Consider the following 19,439-nt stretch of genomic DNA (forward strand, 5'->3'; position numbering starts at 1 on the left):
TCTCTTCTTAGAGGGGGGATTTTTGTTTAGCTTCAGAAAAAACAAAATCCCTCTGCCAGAGGGATTTTGATTCAGCATGTTAAGATGTTCTACACGTATAATACGGGAGTTGATACTTTGAAAATCTCGCCATCTCTTATATAAAAACGAGGGATGCGGCGGCTTAATGTAGACACCACTTCATAGTTAATCGTATTGAGCATTTCAGCCACTTCATCAACGGAAATCTCAGCTCCTTTTTGCTTACCGTAAATTACGACTTCTTCTCCTTGTTCACCTTCACCGTTTTCTCCTAAACTGACCATGATCATATCCATTGTTACTCTTCCCGCTACAGGCACTCGTTTTCCGCGGTGAAGAACAAACCCGCGATTGGAAAGGGCACGAGAATAGCCGTCAGCATAGCCGATCGGGATTGTAGCAATTACTTCATTAGGTTCTGCAACGTATGTAGCACCATAGCTAACGGTTCGGGGCTCTGTCCGCATGGTTTTGACATAAGCAATGCGCGCTTTTAAACTTAGCGCAGGTTCAAGCTTAACGAGATGTAGTTGTTTAATATAGGCAGAAGGATATAAACCATATAAACCGATACCTAAACGGATCATATCAGCGCTATATTCCGGAAATGCGATAGCTGCAGCCGTGTTGCACATATGCACGGTGGGCAGCTCAATTCCTTGTTCTTTTAAAAAGCTGAGAAAATTGATGAATTTTTCGTGCTGCAGCTTTGTAAGTGTCGTGTCTGGTTCATCAGCTGTTGAAAAATGTGTAAAAATCCCTGTCCACCTGAGAAATTCGCTTACCTTTAGGGCTTTCACTACTGCTAAAAGCTCTTCCTTTGTGCGTACACCTAATCGTCCCATGCCGGTATCCACGTTAATATGAATAGCCAGCCGATCAGTACTTGCTTCTTTCTCCAATATCTCGTTTGCTTCTTTTATCCAATCAACCTGAAATGCTGATAATGTTATATCCCAAGCCGCTGACTTCTTCACACAACTAAGGGACGTAAAACCAAGCACAAGGATAGGTGCTGTAATCCCCGCTTTTCGTAAAACGATTCCTTCCTCCACGCTGGCAACAGCGAGCTCACTCGCCCCGTGTTCAAGTGCATGACGCGCCACTTCTATAGACCCGTGACCATAACCGTTCGCTTTTACGACAGCCATAATTTTGCTCTTATGTGGAATATGACGGCGGATCGCTCGCAAATTCTTTTTAACGGCATCAAGATTGACTTCGATCCAAACTTCTCGGCAAAGCTTTATCATCAACGCTTCCTTCCTTCTTATGGATTGTAACTACCACCTATTGCCGCAAGAATAAATGTTAATTGTTGGATGATTCGATCTTATTTTATTCAGTTTCATTTGAAATCATTCAACAGCAAATCCATGTGATACGAAAAGGTGCTTATCAATGTTCGAATAGCAAATACGGATAAACGAGGCTTGTAAGGGGATGAGAATGGATATGGAGGCTGAGGATATGAGAAGTACAACTAATCAAAAATAATCTGCAGTGATTATTTGTTTTGGTACACTCTCATAGGAGGAATGATAACCAGAAATCAAACAGGGAGGTTTCACCGTTCTCAATAACAAGGGATACCGGTTAGAGTGTTGAACACTATGACGGAGCAAACTGGCCAGAACATGAAGATGATTAAAGCGAAAAAGCACGGTCTGCAGAGAATAGAACAAGAAAGACACTTTATATAAAGATACTGACTGAGCCTAGAGGAAAGGGGGCGCCTAAGGTATGAACATTAGAAGAACCTTTTAAATGAGAAGGACTGAGAAAATTCTGTAAAAGATAATCCGTTCAAAAAGCAGTCAATTCCTTGTTCCATAAACCTGACATCAGAGTATATAATTAAATTCGTATTCAAAAAATCGTTTAAGTAAGGGGTATACATGAAAAGGGGAGTTAGTTTTCAAATACCGAATGAATATGGAAATTTTCTATGGCGAATACTGCAGCCAGTAGACATAGCTCATTATAAGTGGCAAACGAGTGGTGAATCTTATTTTGTAGTAGATGGAGAGCTCGATAATGAGGAGCTCTTTCATGACTTTGCTATTGTTGAAGGGGCAGATTTTGCGCAACTATTAAAAACGAATCAGTACTATACCATTTTCGTTGAATTGAAAGCATTTCCACATAGAAAAACAGTTAATCAAGTCAATACATATGAAGAGTTTGCTGACAGTGATTGCGAATTTGTCCTTTTGATAGCAGATAATAGCTACATTTCGATTTACTGTAAAAACAAAAATACCATTGAAAAACTTTATTTTAATGCTTTACACAATGATTTTGAAGACGTTCAGTTTATAACTGATGAAAATGACACAAGAACAGGCCTTACTGTATGATAGCCAATAAAATAAAAGGAGCTAATACATAACAATGCAAATTAAAATCAAATATCTAGATGAAACACAAACAAGAATCAGCAAAATTGAGAAGGGAGACTGGATCGATCTTCGAGCAGCTGAAGATGTAACAATCAAAAAAGATGAATTTAAGCTTGTCCCATTAGGTGTAGCAATGGAGCTGCCAGAAGGTTACGAAGCACATGTCGTTCCTCGGTCAAGCACATATAAGAACTTTGGCGTTATTCAAACAAATTCAATGGGTGTTATCGATGAGTCATACAAGGGAGACAACGATTTTTGGTTCTTTCCTGCTTATGCATTGCGCGATACTGAAATTAAGAAGGGTGATCGTATCTGTCAGTTTAGAATCATGAAGAAAATGCCGGCGGTTGAATTGGTTGAAGTAGAGCATTTGGGAAACGAGGATAGAGGAGGACTCGGTTCAACAGGTACTAAGTAAACAAAATAAATCCTTGGCTGTCTTCATGATGTGTGATTGATCAATGCAGATTACAGCCAAGGTACATATTATCTAATTTGAACAGCAAATGATTAAATGTTTATTGAGGTCCCATTTTTATTTTTATAGCGATTAGCTAGTCTTTTATAATACATGCTTAATATGTAAAAGAACCAATAGCCTAACAAAGTCCCTAAGGTGTTAAGCATTAAATCATCCACGTCAAAACTTCTGTAAACAGATTTTATATACACTGAATACGAAAGCTGTGTTAGTTCAATAAACAAAGAAATGAAAAATCCAATTAGTAATATTTTTTTAAGGTTATTAAGCTTTTCAAATAACAGTGGAAATAAAAAGCCAACTGGGAGCAGTAATATCAGGTTTCCTCCGATTGATCTGATTACATAAAATTGTAGGCCTTCGTGATAAACATCTACAAAGAAATAAAATGGGATGAAGTTATTCCCTGATACAAATGGGAGATAAGAGTCGTACCTCATATCTTTTATCAAACCAGCATCTACGGGCAGAGGAAATAATGTAACACTTATCAAATTGAAAAAGTAAACCAATAAACAAAAGATAACGATATGCTTATGTATGGGTAATCCATCTTTTTTAAAAAGGGCTCGTTTAATGAGTCGATAAACTAGAAAGCAAAAATAGAGGACCATTAAAAATGGCAAGAGAAAAGACGAGTCGAGCATAAGTACACCACAATTTCCTTTTTGATTCATTTTAACACAAATAGGAAAATGAAGGAATTTCTAAAATAAAAGAATGTTTGATCAGAGGGCAAATAAAAACTAGGATATCATCATTAACCAAGTTAAATGGTGTGTCTGGGTCAAAACTTGCGGTAACTAAAAGCAATGTGACAGACTATGTTATGGAGAAATACCGATGTAAAAGAGGGGGTAACTCCTCTTTACACACAAAGGGATGGAATAAGAATCTCATTTTATCGGTGCGTGCTTACTATTTGCGATAATATTGTATTCGTAATATATTATGCCAAGCAACTGAAAATGAAGGAAGGAAATGAATTGCCATGACTCAATTCGATAAACAATACAACTCAATCATAAATGACATTATAAATAATGGAATCTCAGACGAAGAATTTCAAGTAAGAACAAAGTGGGACTCAGATGGAACACCGGCTCATACACTAAGTGTGATTAGTAAGCAAATGAGATTCGACAACTCAGAGGTTCCGATTTTAACGACAAAAAAAGTTGCCTGGAAAACAGCCATTAAAGAATTGCTCTGGATTTGGCAGCTGAAATCGAACGATGTTAATGATTTAAACAAGATGGGCGTACATATTTGGGATCAGTGGAAACAAGAAGACGGCACTATTGGTCATGCATATGGATTTCAGCTGGGGAAGAAAAACAGAAATTTAAATGGAGAAAAGGTGGATCAGGTTGATTATCTTCTTCATCAATTGAAGAACAATCCATCTTCACGCAGACACATTACCATGCTGTGGAATCCGGATGAATTAGACGCAATGGCCTTAACGCCATGTGTATACGAGACACAGTGGTATGTAAAACAAGGGAAACTCCACCTTGAGGTAAGAGCGCGGAGCAATGACATGGCCTTGGGGAATCCGTTCAATGTATTTCAGTATAATGTGTTGCAGCGCATGATTGCTCAAGTGACTGGCTATGAGCTTGGTGAATATATTTTTAACATTGGGGATTGCCATGTGTACACCCGTCATATAGACAATTTGAAAATCCAGATGGAAAGAGAACAGTTTGAAGCACCGGAACTATGGATCAATCCTGAAGTGAAAGATTTTTATGATTTTACAATCGATGATTTTAAGTTAATCAACTATAAGCATGGGGACAAGCTTTCATTTGAGGTAGCAGTTTAATGCTGCCTTTTTTTATTTTATTGTTGGTAATTTTTATAAAATTTAAATATGAAAGGATATTCTATAACAGAATATAAGTTGCAAATAAAGAGAAAACAAAATTAGAGCGCATGTAACCGAAGGTATTGTTTAAAAGCGTCAGATGGTCTTACGTACAAGAGGAATGGCGGATTCTTTGATCTGAAAAAATTGAATACGCGGTGAAAAGGCAATTCGTTTTATCAGGTGTAATTCCTGCTAATAATATTATAGGCCTTAAGAATATTGTGTTGCGAAGAAAAGTCTATACGATAGCTGTAAGGATTGTTGAGTCTATTCTATGCTTCAAACTTTTATCGTTAGAATTGGCTGGTTTTGTATTTATACATGCGATCACATTAAAGAATCGCCGTCATAATCTCTGTTTTTCATCTATTATTCTCTTACTCAGCCTATATATAAAAAATATTCCCAACATTTAAAAATAACCATTTAAATATATTTCTAGAAATTGTATACTTATATGGTACTAAATGAATACATAGAAAGGACTGTTGTTGATGAAAAAAGTTTTTTGTAAGTTAGCCATTAGTTCGATTGCTCTATTTATATTAGGTGTTCCTAATGGCAATGTATTAGCTGCTGAAAAAGGAGCAGACAAGACTGTTAACGATGTGGCATCACAAGTACATACTGTATTTGCAAACGAGTCGACTGGATCTGGAGGCGGAGAGTTTACTGCGCAATTTGTGAACGATTTTCGCAATGTTAAGATGAATGTTAAAACGTATAAAAGCTGGTCTAGTTTTAAAAGGGTATCCGATAATATAGCAACTGGCAGTAAAGGGGGATCTATTACTGCAAACAAAACAGTTACTTTTACAACAACTGTAAGCGGATCTATTAGTGGTTTAGGAATATCTACTGCAGGCTCTGTAGCTAGCTCTAAAGGATACACTCTAAATGTTGGAGCAAATAAAAGAGTCTATATGGCATATAGAGTTAGATATAATGTAGAAGAAGGGTACAACTGTCGCAAGGATATTGTTACTGGTAAATGTGTATCAAAGAAAAAATATGTAGTTAAAAAACCTATGTATGGAGAATATGCTCTGAAAAACTATTAATTTTATATAAAAAAGATTAGCTTAAAAGCTAATCTTTTTTATTAAGAAGAAAATATCCTAATTTTGAAACTAGATACAAAGTGAAAGCGATCATTAATGTTCTTGATATAACTATTCCATGAATAGCTAAATCATATCCAGCAGGAATCAAGGCTTTTGTATTAAACATAAAATACATTGATACCAGAAGAGCAATAATAACAAGAATTATCCCAAAAAGACCTGTTTTTTCGTATTTCATACAAATTCCACCCTATATTATAATGTGATATAAATAAACGAAAGAGCTGAATATTAAGATAATTCAATAATCAGCAAACAATAGAATATTGTCAAACTGTCTTTGAATATTATTTTTGTAATAAAGAAATAATTGAAAGCCCCACAAATGAGGGGCTTTTAATAGTATCTAGTTCTATATTACTTAAATAAATCATACCAAAGTTATTTTAAAATTTCAACTTTTGTTTTACTAATATTTATTAACATTGTTAACCTTTTCAACTATAGGAGAGAATTTCTTTTGTTTCTTACTCTTTAATCCCTTAAACAAAACGTCTTATTTTATCGCATAGCTGGACAAAAGGTTCTCTGTTCATATATCTCTATAATTTTGGAAACTGAGCGGGTTTTTTAGAGAGGACGAAAATGCTAGCAAAAACCGCCAGCAATGCTGGCGGCCTTTTGCTGCTTCGTTTATTTATTAACAGAGATTGTAACGTTATTTCCTGAAACAGAAACCTTTGCGAAATCCTGTGTATCTACCACAGGAGTGATAGCTTTATTGTCGATTGTGATGCTGTTAAAAGATGTCGAAAAGGCTGTTTTGATGGCATCACGCTGGCTTTCATAAGAAACTGCTGCAGTAGCAAGTGTTTTCCATTTTGAAATCGTGCCGATGTTGGTCCCTTGAATTTCTGTGATAATTCGTCCGGTATAGCCGTCATTGTTCGTTCCCCAAAGGGTCATGCGCGTATTGCCGTTTAAATTTTTATAGATTGTCATTTGGACTGTGCTTCCAGGGCGGAAGCCTTTATTGTATGTGAACTTGTCTTTTCCTTCGATGTACGTTTCTTCATTTTTGGATCCTACCTTCATGAGGGGCTTCCAGACGTTGTATTGCTTGCTGTACTGAAGCCCGATATCTGCCTCAGTTCCGCTTGTTGCCCTAAATCCTGAATAAATATAAGGAGTAGAGACCGTATCATATTTTACAGTGTCAGGAAGATTGATTTTAGCTGTGAAAACGGCGCCTGTACTATTCAGATAGGCGCGGCCGCCGATTCCCTTAGGCAGCTGGGAGGCTGCTTTTGCGACTTGAGCATCTGCCGCGGGCAAGCCTGGTATACCTGATGGAAGTGTTCCGAAAAGAATGGCTGTTCCTACTGCACCTGCAATCAATACTTTTTTCACTCAAATTCCCCCTTTTGATAGTGATTCCGTCATTTATTATACCTTATTTTGGAACTGGATTTATGTATATAAATCGACAAAATATTTCATTTTGAGTGATGTAAGGGACGAAACGTTTCTGAAATCTGAAAGCTATATACCTTTAACAAAGGAAATAATAAGATCATAATCGTTTTAACCGATTTGAAATTTTCCTCATAATAAAAGCACAAATGCTTAAAGAAACGATAATCAAAAGAATGCGCGCTATCGTTTCCCAGCCTGTAAAAAAGGGTGCTGTTTCATCAATGTCTGTCCTTGTAACATGATAAAAGCACAGATACCGACTAAGAAAAGAAAACAAATGCTTAGGATTGCTAACGCTTTACGTGAGTATGTTTTCATTTCATCTTTAAAATACAGCAATACGAAAACAAAGCAGCTAACATTGGCGATTGTTCTTATCACCTCAAAGCTTGTCATGGCAACTGATATAAATAGACAAAGTAAAATGAGATAAAATACGATGTTTCTAGACAAACAACCTCTCCTTTTATGCTATAAGAGAACTAAATAAACTATGTACTAAATATTCATCATTCATTTTTTAATTCAGTCACCAAGGTTTTTATAGAAAGTGAAGGGAAGCTTCAAGATGATAGTGCTCAAAAAAGCCCGGCATTAGCCGGGGAAAGGTGAAAACGAGGAGATGTGAATGGAGTTTAGTAATGTTTCTTATGCTTTTTATACTCTACAACATAATCATAGTCTTTTTTGTCGTGATCATAATATTTTTTATCGTAATCACAGTCATCATCTTTCTTATGATAGTCATCATATTTTTTGTCATAATCACAGTCGTCATCTTTTTTATCATGGTGGTATTTTTTATCATATTCGTAATACTTCTTGTAATACGTTTTTTTGACCGTATAATACTCTTCTTTATATTTTTTGTAATAACCCATATATACTCCTCCTTTATTTATAATACGTTTTATTATACGGCGAGTTGATCTTGCGGCTTGGACAGTTAAAATCATAGAAGGAAAAAAGGGCTGTCCAAATGGAAGAAAAAAGACAGGTGACATAGAAACAAATCAAAATAAAGAGCCGATTTTTCATCGGCCCAAACGATTTATCTTATATTTGTTTGTCTTCTTTGTTGTCTGCATCACTTTTTCTTAAATCCTGAGTCAGTCCGCTGGTTGCTTGTTTAAATTCTGATAAGGCTTTTCCTGCTGCACGGCCAAGCGCCGGCAGTTTATCAGGTCCAAACACTAAAAAACCTACAAACAAAATAACGAGTATTTTTGTGAAGCTTAATTCCATATCCCTTTCCTCCTGATTGAAGTACAACCTTTTACACAAATTATAAGAGATGGCAGTTCAAATGGGAATGCATTTATTTTGACAAATTAAAACAAGCTCAAAAGCGGATTCTTAAAACGGCTGCTGCTGAATATAATGTCCAATGCCCTGCTTAAGGTGATTGAAATAAAGGAGAGGTGTGGCTGATGAGATTTACTAAGGTATTTGGATTTTTGTCTGTTTTAGGGCTGGCGGCGGTTTTTCCATTAACGGCACAAGCAGAAAAAGCGGGAACTGCGGGAGCTGGAGAGTGGGATAAGTTGGGGTCTTACACATATACCTACTCAAGTCCCGCGGTATACTCGAGCGGAGGAGATTTTAGAGTGTGCCTTTCAGGAAGCACTCCTTTTTCTGTCTCACTGCACTTATATGAGGATGATGCCGGCGACAATCCTGATGATTATGTAGGGTCAAACTATTTTTCACCCGGAGAATGCTACACCTTTGGCAGTATTGGAAAATTTGTAGATGGGAGCAATAACAAGGCTGAGTTTTTTGTCACCGATTACTCTGGAAAATCTAAAGCGGTTACGTTTTATGATTGATGTGCTCAAATTGTGAAGTACAACCCTTTGTTAAAAACAAAAAAGAGAGAGGTATCTCTCTCTTTTTTTATTCTTCGACAGCCTTACGAAGCCGTTCATTTACGATGCCAGTCCAGCCGCCATCCATCTTATCGCGAATGACGGAGCTTTTCTCGTTGGCTTTGCCGATCAATTCATTCGGCTCTTTCCAGCCGCCGTGAATAAGGGTAAACCTCGTTTTTTCCCCCAAGTCTTCTAATTGAAAGGTAACGACCCATCCTTCTGTATCCCATTCAAAAGAAAGTTCAGTTGGAGCTTGAACAGCTAAAACTTTACAAGTGGACGGTCCAAACGGTGATTGCAAGTGGAATTCTTGTCCTTCTTTGAGCTGAAAGTCATTGGGCATAAACCACTTGGCAATGCCTTCTGAAGTGGAGACTGTCTCCCAGACTTTCTGAATGGGAGCCTCCAGGGTAATGCTTTTCGTAATATCTGGTAATGTATTTTCATGATTTTGAGCCATTTCGTTTACCTCTTGACATATGATGTTTTTTCAATTTAATCATATAATAACTAATAAGATCATGTCCATAGCTTGCATTGTTTATGCTGCAGCTGCTGATGAATAGTGTATCAGCCGAAAATGTATAGTTGTGATTGCATTCTTGCTTATGTTTGGGTCAGGTTCCTATTCAGCCCATTTAATTTGCGCGATTTTGCTGTGCTTATCAGTTTTATTTTAATAGTAAATCTACCATTTTTCTAAAACAGGAGGTTTTTTATGCTTGGAAAAATTAAAGCAGCCATTGATAACAGTCCAGGGAAGCCAGCCAGAATCGTAGTTAGTGAAAAAGCGTTTCAGCAATTAAAGGAAGAAATGCGCTTTGTTTACGTATCCAAACCGAAAACGATAATGGGGATTCCTGTGGAAGTTTCAGATCAGGCAGAAAGCTTTAAACTGGAATTTTAGTTCATTCGAGGCTGTCTAAAAAAGATTTGATTTCTTGAAGGCATGATGAAATGTTCATCATGCTTTTCTTATTGAGAAAAAGACGAACATAAAATATAGATATACGGGAAAAATAATCCTATTAGCGAGAGAAGGGAATTGACAGATGGATAACATGATATCAACTCTTACTGACTGGAATGTGTGGTTTCAAGCGTTAGTTGTATTTCTCGTTCCATATGTCATCTATAAAGTGTTTACTTGGATTCATGTATAAGAAGGTGCAATGATGAGGTGGCGGAGCAATCAGTTTAAAACACAGAAGCAGCAAGAATCAGATCATTCAACAACTGAAAAGAAGGATCAAGGTGTGTTAACCGGTAACATCGGATACGATACAGAACAGGTAAAAAGAATAATTGGACATAACGGGGACGTTCATTTCCGAGAGCTTGAAATCACTCATTTACATGTAAAAGCGTCATTAATCTTTGTTGAAGGGCTGTCTGACCAAGATTTGATTCATAAAGTCCTAACAGTATTAGTCATGAATCATACTCATCAGGTCAGCGACCAATTTTCTCAAGCCGGAAAAGACATTTTTACTTCGAAACAGATAAAAAATCAAATCGTGTCAATCGGTGATGTTATAGAATCAGAGAAAATCAGTGATATCGTATTGAATGTTTTCATGGGTTCGGCAGCGCTTCTCATCGATGGAATGCCGCAGGCCTTTCTTCTGGGAACCGTAAAAAAACAAAATCGAAGTATCGAGGAGCCGCTTTCAGAAGCGCTTGTCAGAGGGCCGCGCACAGGCTTTACAGAAGAGCTGAGTACGAATACAGCTCTTTTAAGACAGCAAGGAAAAAATGATCAATTAACATTGCAGAGATTTGAAGTAGGGACACGATTAAAGAAGGATTTAATCATTGCATATATGAATGATATTGCAGATCCAAAAGTGGTCGAGGAAGTAAAAAAACGAGTGAGAGGGATTGAGATCGATCATTTGCCGGAGTCAGGCTATGTTGAACAGTTAATTGAGGATAGTTATTTGAGCCCATTCCCGCAAGTTCAGAGTACAGAACGTCCTGATCGCGTCATAAGCGGATTAATGGAAGGAAGAGTAGCCATTCTGCTTGACGGCACTCCGTTTGCTTTGATTGTTCCGGTCACTTTCAGCATGATGCTTCAATCGCCTGAAGATTATTATGAACGGTGGTTCCCGAGCTCGCTCATCAGATTGCTGAGGTTCATAGCAGCATTGATTACGTTATTCGCACCGGCTTTATATATATCATTTATTTCTTTTCATCCTGGGTTAATTCCGACCAAGCTGGCGATTTCAATTTCCGGGACGCGCCAAGGCGTTCCATTCCCATCCCTCATTGAAGCCTTATTTATGGAAGTTGCAATCGAAATTTTAAGAGAAGCTGGGCTTCGTCTGCCAAAACCCATTGGACCCGCAATCGGCATAGTCGGCGGATTAATCATCGGAGAAGCAGCTGTGCAGGCGGGAATTGTCAGTCCAATCATGGTCATTGTCGTTGCGCTCACAGCAATTTCTTCATTTGCCATTCCGCATTACAGCACAGGCATAGCACTTCGGATGCTTCGGTTTGGCGCGATGTTTTGTGCGGCGGTGTTTGGATTGTTTGGAGTTATTATGTATTATCTGCTGCTAAGCAGCCATGTTGTGAAGCTAAAGAGCTTTGGTGTGCCATACGCAAGTCCGGCAGTGCCTTATCGCTTAAAAGATTGGAAAGACTTTGTCATCAGAATGCCTCTTTTAGTCATGAAGCGCCGGCCTAAAATGATGAATACAGATAATACAAAACGGGTGAAGTGATGAACTCGACAGGATGGTGAAAAGCCACATGTTCAGCCCAACCAGTAAAATCACAACCGGTCAGGCAACGATTATCATCATTAATTATATGCTTGCTTCCGGAGTTCTTACGCTCCCTCGGACAGTAACAGAACAAACACAATCTCCTGATGGATGGATTTCAGTTTTATTAGGCGGGGGCATAGCGGTAATAGCAGGGATGATTATAGTTAAATTAAGCCAGCAATACCCTAAGGAAACCTTTTATGAATACTCCGGACATATTGTAGGAAAATGGCTCGGACATCTAATCAGTATTGTTTTTATTACTTATTTTCTGGCACTCGGTGCATTTGAAGTCAGAGTCATGTCCGAAATCGTGGATTTCTTCCTCCTCGAAGGGACACCGTCTTGGGCCATCATTATGACAGTTCTTTGGATTGGGCTTTATTCAATTACACAAGGTCTTGATCCAATTGCACGGCTTTTTGAAATGATTTTTCCGATTACGGTCATCATCTTTTTAACGATAGCCCTCATGAGTTTAGGCATATTTGAAATCAACAATTTGCGCCCTGTATTAGGTGATGGAATCATGCCGGTTCTCAGAGGGATAAAGACAACGAACCTTTCATTTACATGTTCAGAAATTATGCTCATTTTAGTAGCATTTATGAAAAAGCCGAAAAATGCGGGGAAAGCGGTTGTGATCGGGACAGGCGTTGTGACCTGTTTTTATATGATTACGCTGATTATGGTCATCGGTGCACTCTCAGTTGAAGGAGTTGTGACGAGAACATGGCCGGGGCTTGACCTGATGAGAAGTTTTGAAATACCTGGTTTAATATTTGAACGGTTTGAGTCATTTCTGCTTGTGATTTGGATTATGCAGCTTTTTGCCACGTTTATTATTACGTTTTATGCAGCTTCCCTGGGAGTCTCACAGGTTTTTAAAAAGAAACCCCTTTCATGCATGTTTGGGCTGCTTCCTGTTATTTATATCCTCTCTTGCATGCCGAAAAATGAAAATGATGTCTTTATTTTGGGCGATACGGTCAGTCATATCGCTTTGTATATATTTGGCGCTTTGCCGATTTTGCTGTTAGTCATTTCGAAATGGAGGAAAAGAGGTGAAAAGTAAATTAAAACGTCCAGTGCCTGCTATTGTCATAGTATGTTCGCTGATGGTTTGCATAACAGGATGCTGGAGCAGCCGGGAAATAGAGGATCTGGGTCTCACATTCGCTATCGCAATTGATAAAGGAAAAGAAACTAACACTGAAAAAGAGTTAAAAGAAGAGGGAGGGAGCTACCCGAAAAAAGACAACATTACGCTGACCTATCAATTTGTTAATGAAAAAGCGGCAGGTGCTGGCACAAGCGGGGGAGGCGGTAGCGGAAAAGGGGATCAAAAAGCATATATAAATATAAGTGAAACAGGGGATTCATTACAGCAGATCGGAAGTGAGGTTGCGTTAAGACGAGACCGGGAAGTGTTTAGCCCGCATTTAAAAGTTGTTGTTCTGAGTGAATATGTGCTGCGCACATATTCTATCGACAAAATGCTGGATCAATTTTTTCGTGATAATGAAATCAGGCTGAGCTGTCTTGTTTTATCTGCAAAAGGGGAAGCAAGAGAAGCTCTCCAATTGAAAGAGAACGGAGAAATTCCGGCATTTCGGCTGATTGGGTTAGGCGAAAATAAACATAAAGCTTCCAGAATTCTTCCCCCAATGACACTCGCAAAACTAATCGGAAAACTGCATTCTGGCAGCAGTTTTTTACTGCAAAATGTGGTTGCGGCGAATGGAGCGGTCAAGTATTCCGGTGCAGCTGTAATCAACGGAAAATCGAGAAAAATGATCGGTACGTTAAATGAATATGAAACTGAGGGGATTACATGGATTAAAGGAGAAGGAAAAGGCGGAGTTGTCAAAAGCCATGATAAAAAGAGCCAACAAACGATAGCGTACGATATCAATAAAATAAAAAGCAAAATTAAGCCAATCGTCAAAGGATCAGATATTTCTTTTCATGTCGATATTGAATCAGAAGGCGATTTGGTTGAAAACTGGAACACTAAAGAGGTGTTAGACACTCAGTTTATAGATCGCCTCGAAATGAATATTGAAAATGAGGTAAAGAAAATAGTTGGTCATGTACTAAAAAAAATACAGCATGAGTATAAAGCGGATGTTGCGGGTTTTGATGAATCTTTAAGACTTGCATATCCCCACTTATGGAAAAGGGTGAAAAATAACTGGGATGACACCTTCAGTAAAGCCGACATCACATACAGTGTGAACGTCACAATTACTCATTACGGAACGGTTAAGACTCAGTAATGAATCACAAGGAAGAGAAGAAAACCTCTCTTCTTTTTTTCTTGCATTTTTTAGGATTAAGATCCTTTTTTTTGAAGAGATATACACTTTTCAAAACGACCAATATGCTAATATAGGAATTGCTTGAAATAGAAGGGAGGAGGGGCTATGAGACAGAAACCGATTTATGTAGAAATCGAAATGAATTCTGATTTGGATACACTCTGGGAATATACACAAAATCCATCACTGCATAAGGAGTGGGATCTCCGGTTTTCAAATATCACGTATTTGGATAGACAGCCATGCGAAGAACAGAAGTTTCTTTACGAAACAAGAATAGGTTTTGGATTAAAGGTGTCAGGTACAGGAGAAACCGTCGGCGTTTTCGACAAATGTTCAGCTGAAAGATCTTCCTCACTGGCGTTCGGCTCAGATCATCCGTTATCTCTGATTCGGCATGGAAGCGGGTACTGGAGGTATATACAGAGAGAAAATGGGAAAATGACGTTTTTAACACAGTACCAATACAAAACAGCCTACGGACTGCCGGGAATGTGGATCGACCGTTTATTATTTCGGCCGCTGCTTGGATGGGCGACTGCCTGGAGCTTTGATGCATTAAGGCTTTGGATTGAGCAAAATAAACATCCGAAACATTTCATTCGATCTGCTGTCGTCTATGTGTTCATGTGCCTGTTTTTCAGCCTGTTTTGGTTTAATCAAGGCTTTACAGATGTTGAAACAAGCATTTTGGCAGGGACAGCGGAGATAGGTTTAGCTATTTTGTGGCTGATTCCTTTAAAAAGAAAATGGCTCATTCATGGTGTCCAGGCTTGTATCTTTGCTTTGTTCGCTTGTCTAGGTTCCGAGATGCTCATATGGGTTCTGTTGAGTGTGTGTTCTGCGGCAAGCGGTGCTCTTAGCCTGCAGCTCCCTAGTGCCATGCGCACAAATCGAAAGAGAAAGAAGTGACATTGTGAGTTCGATTTATGAAAAATCAATTATTAACTACCATTTGCTCCATCCCAAGCTGCGGAAACGGTACAAATTAGACGGGTCTCATACCTTTAGCGGGACGGGAACGATGTCAGAAATCAGCGGAGGCTCTTTTCTGGTTAGAATACTGTTAAAGCTGGGCGTTTTGTTCAGATGTTTCTTTTCAGAAAGAGGCAAAGACATCCCATTTACGATACAAAATAGATCTTGCCTTATGAACTCGGAACATATCGGGATAGAATGGAACCGTACATTTTTCTTTAAAGGCAAAAAACGTTTCTTTGACGCGATTATGATATACGACGAGAAAGAAAATAGAATCCTTGATTTCTTTGGTAAACCTCATCTACTGCTGTCTGTTTTGTCGTTCGAGGCATCTCATGACGGCTCTCTTACGATCACATCGGGAAAGCAATGGCTACTGATATGCGGAAAACGAATCCCGCTACCAAAATGGCTGACCGGTACATCCATAGTTTGCGAAACATTTGATGAAAGAAAGAATTGTTTCACCATTGAAGTGCATGTGCGAAATACAATTCTCGGCACTCTTTTCTTTTATAAAGGAACGTTTCAGGAGGAAGAGAGGGAATCATGAAACGAAATGGCATTGTCAGTGCGCTTTGTTTTATAGGATTTATTGCAGCAGAAGCACCGGAAATTTCAGTGGCAGAGGCACTCGTTTTGTTATCCATTCTTTTTTTCGTGCCGGGAATTTTCCCTTTTGTTTTTCGTCAATCGCAGCTTCGTGCTGCTCAATTCATTGAATACGGGCTAATCCAGTGCTATCCGGCAGCCGCATTCTTTGCAGTGCTGGCTCTTGTGACAGAGATTGGTGGTTTCGCGCTAATCTGGTGGATGTACACAGTTTTTATTGCATTGTATGCAATCCTCCGCCTTTGGGAAACGAAGATACATAGAATTGAAGAGACATCGGTTTTGTTCGGTCTTATTTATTTGGCGGGAGGAGGATTTTGGTTTTTTGCTTATGCTGCCCATTTGCAGATCATGCAATTTGCTCCTCTCATCATTTTGCTGACCGCTGTCCACTTTCACTATTCTGCTTTTCTGATCCCGATCTTCAACGGTTTACTCGGCAGAACCATTAGAAAGCATCGAATGTTGTACAATTGGATAACATGGGTGATTTTGCTTTCGCCCCTTCTGATCGCACTGGGCATAACCTATTCAAAAACACTTGATGTCATTGCGGTTAGCATTTATATGGCGGCGATTTATCTTCATGCATTTTTGGTGTTCACGGCAGCTTTTCGCACCAAGACGGGGGCATATCTTATTCGGCTTTCTTCCGCTGTTTTAATGATTACGATTGCTTTCTCTATGATTTATTCATTTGGTGTATTTCGGCAAGAAGTTACATTGACCATTAATCAGATGATTTGGATTCACGGTTTTGTCAACGCGTTTGGTGTTATCTTGCCCGCTCTCATAGGATGGAGAATAGAGGATCCGAAGCCTTTTGATGCAGGCCGTATAAAGACCTTCAGCCATATCTTCGGAAAAAGAAAGATTGGAAAAGACTTTTTAGCTAACATTCAAGCTGAGAGTAACGTCCAGTACAGCGGACTTGTGGACGATATGGGCAGCCTTCGTTCAAAGGATTTTTCACCCGAAAAACTGGCACCGCTCATTCTTTCGTTTTATGAACAAACCATCGAATACAATATCAAAGCAAAAGTAACATGGAACACGTGGTTTCGTCCGCTTGCAATTGTTTACGAATGGTTTAGCAGAAGAACCGGCCAAATACATCTTTCGACGAACCCTGACTGGTATAGAATGTACAGCGAAATAAAAGGTGTTCATTCAAAAAAAGACGGAAGAGAAAAAGTACGTGCCTGGATTAGAACAAATGAAAAAAACGAAACCATTTTTACCGCGCTATATTCAGTGTACCGTTCAAATGGAGAGGGGTATATGAATATTTCTTTGCCGCTTCCATTCAGCAGCATGACAGGTATTTTAAAACCATATCATCATCAGGAGAAGCTGATTTTAACAAGCAGGCGGAGAAAAAGCAGAGCGGGGGATGAGGGAATTTATCTGCAAACAAGGGCGGGAACTTGTCCGCTTCCTTTATCTGAAACCTTTCTGATAGAAGCTGCACATGACAACAAATTAACCGCTGTTCATCACATGTGGCTCTTTGGAATAAAATTTCTAACTGTTCATTACAGCATGACACATATTACACCACCTATTGAAAGAACCTAACATAAAGAAGAAGCTTCGTTTGCCAGTTGCTGCATTTCAAAATTCTGCGCCGCATCTAGACAGGAAAGGAAGAATTTATGATGTTTTATATCAGTTTATTTCTGATTCTTTGGCTGGCTGCGGGGTTTGCTGTGGGAATGAAACAAGTGTATGTCGATCAACTGTTTGATAAAGCTGTGATCGAAAGGCTGGAAAAAGAAGCGAATGATCATGGACACGCTGACCGGATGATCAAACAGTGTGTCCTTTATATCGCAGCAGTGACATTAAGCGGATTTATTTCTGTTTATCATGAACTTAAAACAATTCCGCAAAGGCGAAACATAAGAAAAATTGAAAAAAACATCATGAAATTAAATCAAGCAAAAAAACGAAGAATGAAGAGAAAATAAAAAATGCACAGGCCAAATGGCAGGTGCGTTTTTGTTTTGTATGGAAATGTGGGGAAGTGGTGCCAGATTCCTTTTCATAAATTCAAAAATGAGAAGAACAGCGCCCGGGCTAATGGTATATAATATTGTGAATTTAACAAAAACTTAACAAGGAGGACGAGAGAATTCGTGCTAAAGCCTCAAAGAAACCGACATCCTGTTGATTTGGACTTAGAGGCGGAGTAGATGAAACCGGCCAAAGTATCCCTGCTCCGCCGTTTGCTCCATTCCTTGAAGCATGTTGATTGTAACATAGCCAAACGTTTTCCATCAACTATTAAAATTGTAAAATTATTGTTAATTTTTATGGTGTTTACTCCGATTTCTTCAATTTATGCTGAAGATGTATATCAGAATTTTGAGGAATTAAAAAACAATGAAGACCCTTCTGATTACGACATTGTTACGAAAGAAACCGAAAGCCCTGTACTTGTTTTAGCCATTCACGGAGGAGGTATTGAAGGCGGAACAAGTGAGGTAGCGAGAGAGCTCAGCAAAGAGTACTCGCTGTATTTATTTGAAGGCTTAAAATCGTCGGGAAACTCAGTCCTGCACATTACGAGCACACATTTTGATGAACCTCAGGCCCTGAGAATGACGGAAAATCATGAATATGTCATTTCATTGCACGGATACGCAGAAGAAGATCAGCAGATCGAAGTTGGCGGTACAGATCGCGTAAGAGCGGCAGATTTAGTTGAGAAGCTGCAACATGCCGGTTTTCCTGCTGTATTGCTCAATACAGACCATCCGCATGCGGGCGTTAGTCCAAATAATATTGCAAATAAATCAAAAACAGGTTTAAGTATCCAGATAGAAATGAGCACAGGCTTTAGAAAGTCTTTGTTCGGCATCTTTTCTTTAAAAAGCAGAGCTGTTACTCAAAATGAGAGGTTTTATGATTTTACAGAAGAGATGTCCCGTTTTCTCAAAAATAGCTACTGAAAAATAGGAGGCAATTTGACAGCCTCCTATTCCTTATGCTTCTCATTCGTTTCGGGAAACAGCTCGTCCGCGGTTTCCGTTTGATACTGCAACGTGTTATCTCTGGCTGACAGTTCATTTCGGAAATTTTCATCAAGCACATTTTTCAGTAAATACCGATGAAAAAAGTATTCAAATACAGTAAGACAGGCAGCGGACAGAAGAGCAGCTCCAAATGGTGAAAAATCGTTTCTTGTTTGGGTTAAAACAAAGACCCAAAGAATCACGAAAGAAAGGCCAAAGTCAGCAAGTGAAGCTGTAATATTGTTTGTTCTCGGTAAGACGAGCATGTCGCCAGATAGATAGGAAACAAAACCCAAGAAAAGTGCAATAAACATCACGCTCAAAAAGGATGCGTGATAGACTCTGTCCAAAATCACATATAAAAGGGCGAGAGTGAAAGCAATCTTTGAAGCAAGCGCAATGATATGTTTCATTTGACCACCTAAATTGTTATTTTTTGAAGAAAATTCTTGGGAGAAACAAGTGATAAACACGGCAATTCGATCTCAGTCATAATGGTCATGACGATTACAGTGATTATTTTAAACAATCCGT

22 protein-coding genes and 1 pseudogene are annotated in these 19,439 nt (G+C 38.8%); 14 read left to right on the plus strand and 9 right to left on the minus strand.

The features are described 5' to 3' along the window. Positions 1–89: 89 nt before the first annotated feature. Positions 90–1,274, minus strand: coding sequence for an alanine racemase (gene alr / locus JQX68_RS09845; protein ID WP_103032104.1), 1,185 nt, complete (start codon positions 1,272–1,274; stop codon positions 90–92). A gap of 645 nt (positions 1,275–1,919) precedes the next feature. On the opposite strand from alr, the gene JQX68_RS09850 reads away from it, so the two are divergent. Together JQX68_RS09850 and dutA are read left to right on the plus strand one after the other, a co-directional pair. Next, a complete protein-coding gene (locus JQX68_RS09850; protein WP_147771939.1) occupies positions 1,920–2,381 on the plus strand; it encodes a DUF2691 family protein in 462 nt (153 codons plus the stop codon). Positions 2,382–2,415: 34 nt separating this feature from the next. Beyond that, positions 2,416–2,844: a dUTP diphosphatase DutA gene (dutA, locus tag JQX68_RS09855; protein ID WP_069149646.1), complete on the plus strand. Its 429-nt coding sequence runs from the start codon at positions 2,416–2,418 to the stop codon at positions 2,842–2,844. A 92-nt stretch (positions 2,845–2,936) separates the two neighbouring features. Here dutA and JQX68_RS09860 read toward each other — a convergent pair whose 3' ends face one another. Then, positions 2,937–3,584 carry a VanZ family protein gene (locus tag JQX68_RS09860; RefSeq protein WP_345774682.1) on the minus strand — a complete coding sequence of 216 codons (648 nt, stop codon included), beginning with the start codon at positions 3,582–3,584 and terminating at the stop codon, positions 2,937–2,939. 314 nt (positions 3,585–3,898) lie between these two features. Between JQX68_RS09860 and JQX68_RS09865 the strand changes: the two genes are divergently transcribed. Both JQX68_RS09865 and JQX68_RS09870 read left to right on the plus strand, forming a co-directional pair. Next, a complete protein-coding gene (locus JQX68_RS09865; protein WP_136654431.1) occupies positions 3,899–4,738 on the plus strand; it encodes a thymidylate synthase in 840 nt (279 codons plus the stop codon). A 539-nt stretch (positions 4,739–5,277) separates the two neighbouring features. Next, the gene (locus JQX68_RS09870) at positions 5,278–5,844 is read left to right on the plus strand and encodes a hypothetical protein (protein WP_069149648.1); all 567 of its coding nucleotides are present in this window, start codon (positions 5,278–5,280) and stop codon (positions 5,842–5,844) included. A gap of 28 nt (positions 5,845–5,872) precedes the next feature. Here the strand turns inward: JQX68_RS09870 and JQX68_RS09875 are convergent, their stop codons facing one another. The 5 genes and pseudogenes from JQX68_RS09875 to JQX68_RS09895 form a co-directional block, all read right to left on the minus strand. Next, positions 5,873–6,085: a hypothetical protein gene (locus tag JQX68_RS09875; RefSeq protein WP_040083057.1), complete on the minus strand. Its 213-nt coding sequence runs from the start codon at positions 6,083–6,085 to the stop codon at positions 5,873–5,875. Positions 6,086–6,540: 455 nt separating this feature from the next. Next, on the minus strand, positions 6,541–7,257 hold the full coding sequence (locus JQX68_RS09880) for a YrpD family protein (protein ID WP_040083056.1): 717 nt from the start codon (positions 7,255–7,257) through the stop codon (positions 6,541–6,543). Positions 7,258–7,420: 163 nt separating this feature from the next. Beyond that, positions 7,421–7,776 (minus strand): annotated as a pseudogene (locus JQX68_RS09885) (YoqO family protein). Positions 7,777–7,958: 182 nt separating this feature from the next. Next, a complete protein-coding gene (locus tag JQX68_RS09890) occupies positions 7,959–8,204 on the minus strand; it encodes a hypothetical protein (protein WP_014664107.1) in 246 nt (81 codons plus the stop codon). Between the two features lie 175 nt (positions 8,205–8,379). Then, positions 8,380–8,568 carry a twin-arginine translocase TatA/TatE family subunit gene (locus JQX68_RS09895; protein WP_014664108.1) on the minus strand — a complete coding sequence of 63 codons (189 nt, stop codon included), beginning with the start codon at positions 8,566–8,568 and terminating at the stop codon, positions 8,380–8,382. Between the two features lie 185 nt (positions 8,569–8,753). Here JQX68_RS09895 and JQX68_RS09900 point away from each other — a divergent pair, with 185 nt between their 5' ends. Next, a complete protein-coding gene (locus tag JQX68_RS09900) occupies positions 8,754–9,152 on the plus strand; it encodes a hypothetical protein (RefSeq protein ID WP_014664109.1) in 399 nt (132 codons plus the stop codon). A 67-nt stretch (positions 9,153–9,219) separates the two neighbouring features. Here the strand turns inward: JQX68_RS09900 and JQX68_RS09905 are convergent, their stop codons facing one another. Next, complete coding sequence (locus tag JQX68_RS09905) at positions 9,220–9,654, minus strand: SRPBCC family protein (protein ID WP_136654429.1); 435 nt, start codon at positions 9,652–9,654, stop codon at positions 9,220–9,222. A gap of 258 nt (positions 9,655–9,912) precedes the next feature. Here JQX68_RS09905 and JQX68_RS09910 point away from each other — a divergent pair, with 258 nt between their 5' ends. The 9 genes from JQX68_RS09910 (at position 9,913) to pghL (ending at position 18,842) form a co-directional block, all read left to right on the plus strand. Then, on the plus strand, positions 9,913–10,101 hold the full coding sequence (locus tag JQX68_RS09910; RefSeq protein ID WP_014664111.1) for a hypothetical protein: 189 nt from the start codon (positions 9,913–9,915) through the stop codon (positions 10,099–10,101). A 265-nt stretch (positions 10,102–10,366) separates the two neighbouring features. Next, positions 10,367–11,929 (plus strand): spore germination protein, encoded by a 1,563-nt coding sequence (locus JQX68_RS09915; protein WP_147771940.1) that lies wholly within the window; start codon positions 10,367–10,369, stop codon positions 11,927–11,929. 28 nt (positions 11,930–11,957) lie between these two features. After that, the gene (locus JQX68_RS09920) at positions 11,958–13,049 is read left to right on the plus strand and encodes a spore germination protein (RefSeq protein WP_014664113.1); all 1,092 of its coding nucleotides are present in this window, start codon (positions 11,958–11,960) and stop codon (positions 13,047–13,049) included. Then, on the plus strand, positions 13,039–14,253 hold the full coding sequence (locus JQX68_RS09925; protein WP_147771942.1) for a Ger(x)C family spore germination protein: 1,215 nt from the start codon (positions 13,039–13,041) through the stop codon (positions 14,251–14,253). The genes JQX68_RS09920 and JQX68_RS09925 overlap by 11 nt, the downstream gene beginning before the upstream one ends. A gap of 147 nt (positions 14,254–14,400) precedes the next feature. Beyond that, entirely contained in the window at positions 14,401–15,207 is an 807-nt protein-coding gene (locus tag JQX68_RS09930) for a hypothetical protein (protein ID WP_147771943.1), read from the plus strand. 4 nt (positions 15,208–15,211) lie between these two features. Then, positions 15,212–15,829, plus strand: coding sequence for a DUF4166 domain-containing protein (locus tag JQX68_RS09935; protein ID WP_136654425.1), 618 nt, complete (start codon positions 15,212–15,214; stop codon positions 15,827–15,829). After that, positions 15,826–17,466 carry a YndJ family protein gene (locus tag JQX68_RS09940; RefSeq protein ID WP_147771944.1) on the plus strand — a complete coding sequence of 547 codons (1,641 nt, stop codon included), beginning with the start codon at positions 15,826–15,828 and terminating at the stop codon, positions 17,464–17,466. Before JQX68_RS09935 ends, JQX68_RS09940 begins: the two co-directional genes overlap by 4 nt. 77 nt (positions 17,467–17,543) lie before the next feature. Continuing rightward, positions 17,544–17,858: a hypothetical protein gene (locus JQX68_RS09945; protein ID WP_147771945.1), complete on the plus strand. Its 315-nt coding sequence runs from the start codon at positions 17,544–17,546 to the stop codon at positions 17,856–17,858. A gap of 225 nt (positions 17,859–18,083) precedes the next feature. Next, the gene (gene pghL, locus JQX68_RS09950; RefSeq protein ID WP_014664119.1) at positions 18,084–18,842 is read left to right on the plus strand and encodes a gamma-polyglutamate hydrolase PghL; all 759 of its coding nucleotides are present in this window, start codon (positions 18,084–18,086) and stop codon (positions 18,840–18,842) included. Between the two features lie 26 nt (positions 18,843–18,868). On the opposite strand, the gene JQX68_RS09955 is transcribed toward pghL, so the two are convergent. Further along, the gene (locus JQX68_RS09955) at positions 18,869–19,318 is read right to left on the minus strand and encodes a YndM family protein (RefSeq protein ID WP_014664120.1); all 450 of its coding nucleotides are present in this window, start codon (positions 19,316–19,318) and stop codon (positions 18,869–18,871) included. Positions 19,319–19,439: the final 121 nt, after the last annotated feature.

The sequence above is a fragment of the Bacillus sp. LJBS06 genome (genome assembly GCF_016924995.1).
Lineage (GTDB): Bacteria > Bacillota > Bacilli > Bacillales > Bacillaceae > Bacillus > Bacillus stercoris.

Bases quoted from the DNA above. Each gene is read 5' to 3' on its own strand.
- alr (WP_103032104.1), bottom strand. From the start codon at position 1,274: ATGATAAAGCTTTGCCGAGAAGTTTGGATCGAAGTCAATCTTGATGCC.
- JQX68_RS09850 (WP_147771939.1), top strand. From the start codon at position 1,920: ATGAAAAGGGGAGTTAGTTTTCAAATACCGAATGAATATGGAAATTTT.
- dutA (WP_069149646.1), top strand. From the start codon at position 2,416: ATGCAAATTAAAATCAAATATCTAGATGAAACACAAACAAGAATCAGC.
- JQX68_RS09860 (WP_345774682.1), bottom strand. From the start codon at position 3,584: ATGAATCAAAAAGGAAATTGTGGTGTACTTATGCTCGACTCGTCTTTT.
- JQX68_RS09865 (WP_136654431.1), top strand. From the start codon at position 3,899: ATGACTCAATTCGATAAACAATACAACTCAATCATAAATGACATTATA.
- JQX68_RS09870 (WP_069149648.1), top strand. From the start codon at position 5,278: ATGAAAAAAGTTTTTTGTAAGTTAGCCATTAGTTCGATTGCTCTATTT.
- JQX68_RS09875 (WP_040083057.1), bottom strand. From the start codon at position 6,085: ATGAAATACGAAAAAACAGGTCTTTTTGGGATAATTCTTGTTATTATT.
- JQX68_RS09890 (WP_014664107.1), bottom strand. From the start codon at position 8,204: ATGGGTTATTACAAAAAATATAAAGAAGAGTATTATACGGTCAAAAAA.
- JQX68_RS09895 (WP_014664108.1), bottom strand. From the start codon at position 8,568: ATGGAATTAAGCTTCACAAAAATACTCGTTATTTTGTTTGTAGGTTTT.
- JQX68_RS09900 (WP_014664109.1), top strand. From the start codon at position 8,754: ATGAGATTTACTAAGGTATTTGGATTTTTGTCTGTTTTAGGGCTGGCG.
- JQX68_RS09905 (WP_136654429.1), bottom strand. From the start codon at position 9,654: ATGGCTCAAAATCATGAAAATACATTACCAGATATTACGAAAAGCATT.
- JQX68_RS09910 (WP_014664111.1), top strand. From the start codon at position 9,913: ATGCTTGGAAAAATTAAAGCAGCCATTGATAACAGTCCAGGGAAGCCA.
- JQX68_RS09915 (WP_147771940.1), top strand. From the start codon at position 10,367: ATGATGAGGTGGCGGAGCAATCAGTTTAAAACACAGAAGCAGCAAGAA.
- JQX68_RS09920 (WP_014664113.1), top strand. From the start codon at position 11,958: ATGTTCAGCCCAACCAGTAAAATCACAACCGGTCAGGCAACGATTATC.
- JQX68_RS09930 (WP_147771943.1), top strand. From the start codon at position 14,401: ATGAGACAGAAACCGATTTATGTAGAAATCGAAATGAATTCTGATTTG.
- JQX68_RS09940 (WP_147771944.1), top strand. From the start codon at position 15,826: ATGAAACGAAATGGCATTGTCAGTGCGCTTTGTTTTATAGGATTTATT.
- JQX68_RS09945 (WP_147771945.1), top strand. From the start codon at position 17,544: ATGATGTTTTATATCAGTTTATTTCTGATTCTTTGGCTGGCTGCGGGG.
- pghL (WP_014664119.1), top strand. From the start codon at position 18,084: ATGAAACCGGCCAAAGTATCCCTGCTCCGCCGTTTGCTCCATTCCTTG.
- JQX68_RS09955 (WP_014664120.1), bottom strand. From the start codon at position 19,318: ATGAAACATATCATTGCGCTTGCTTCAAAGATTGCTTTCACTCTCGCC.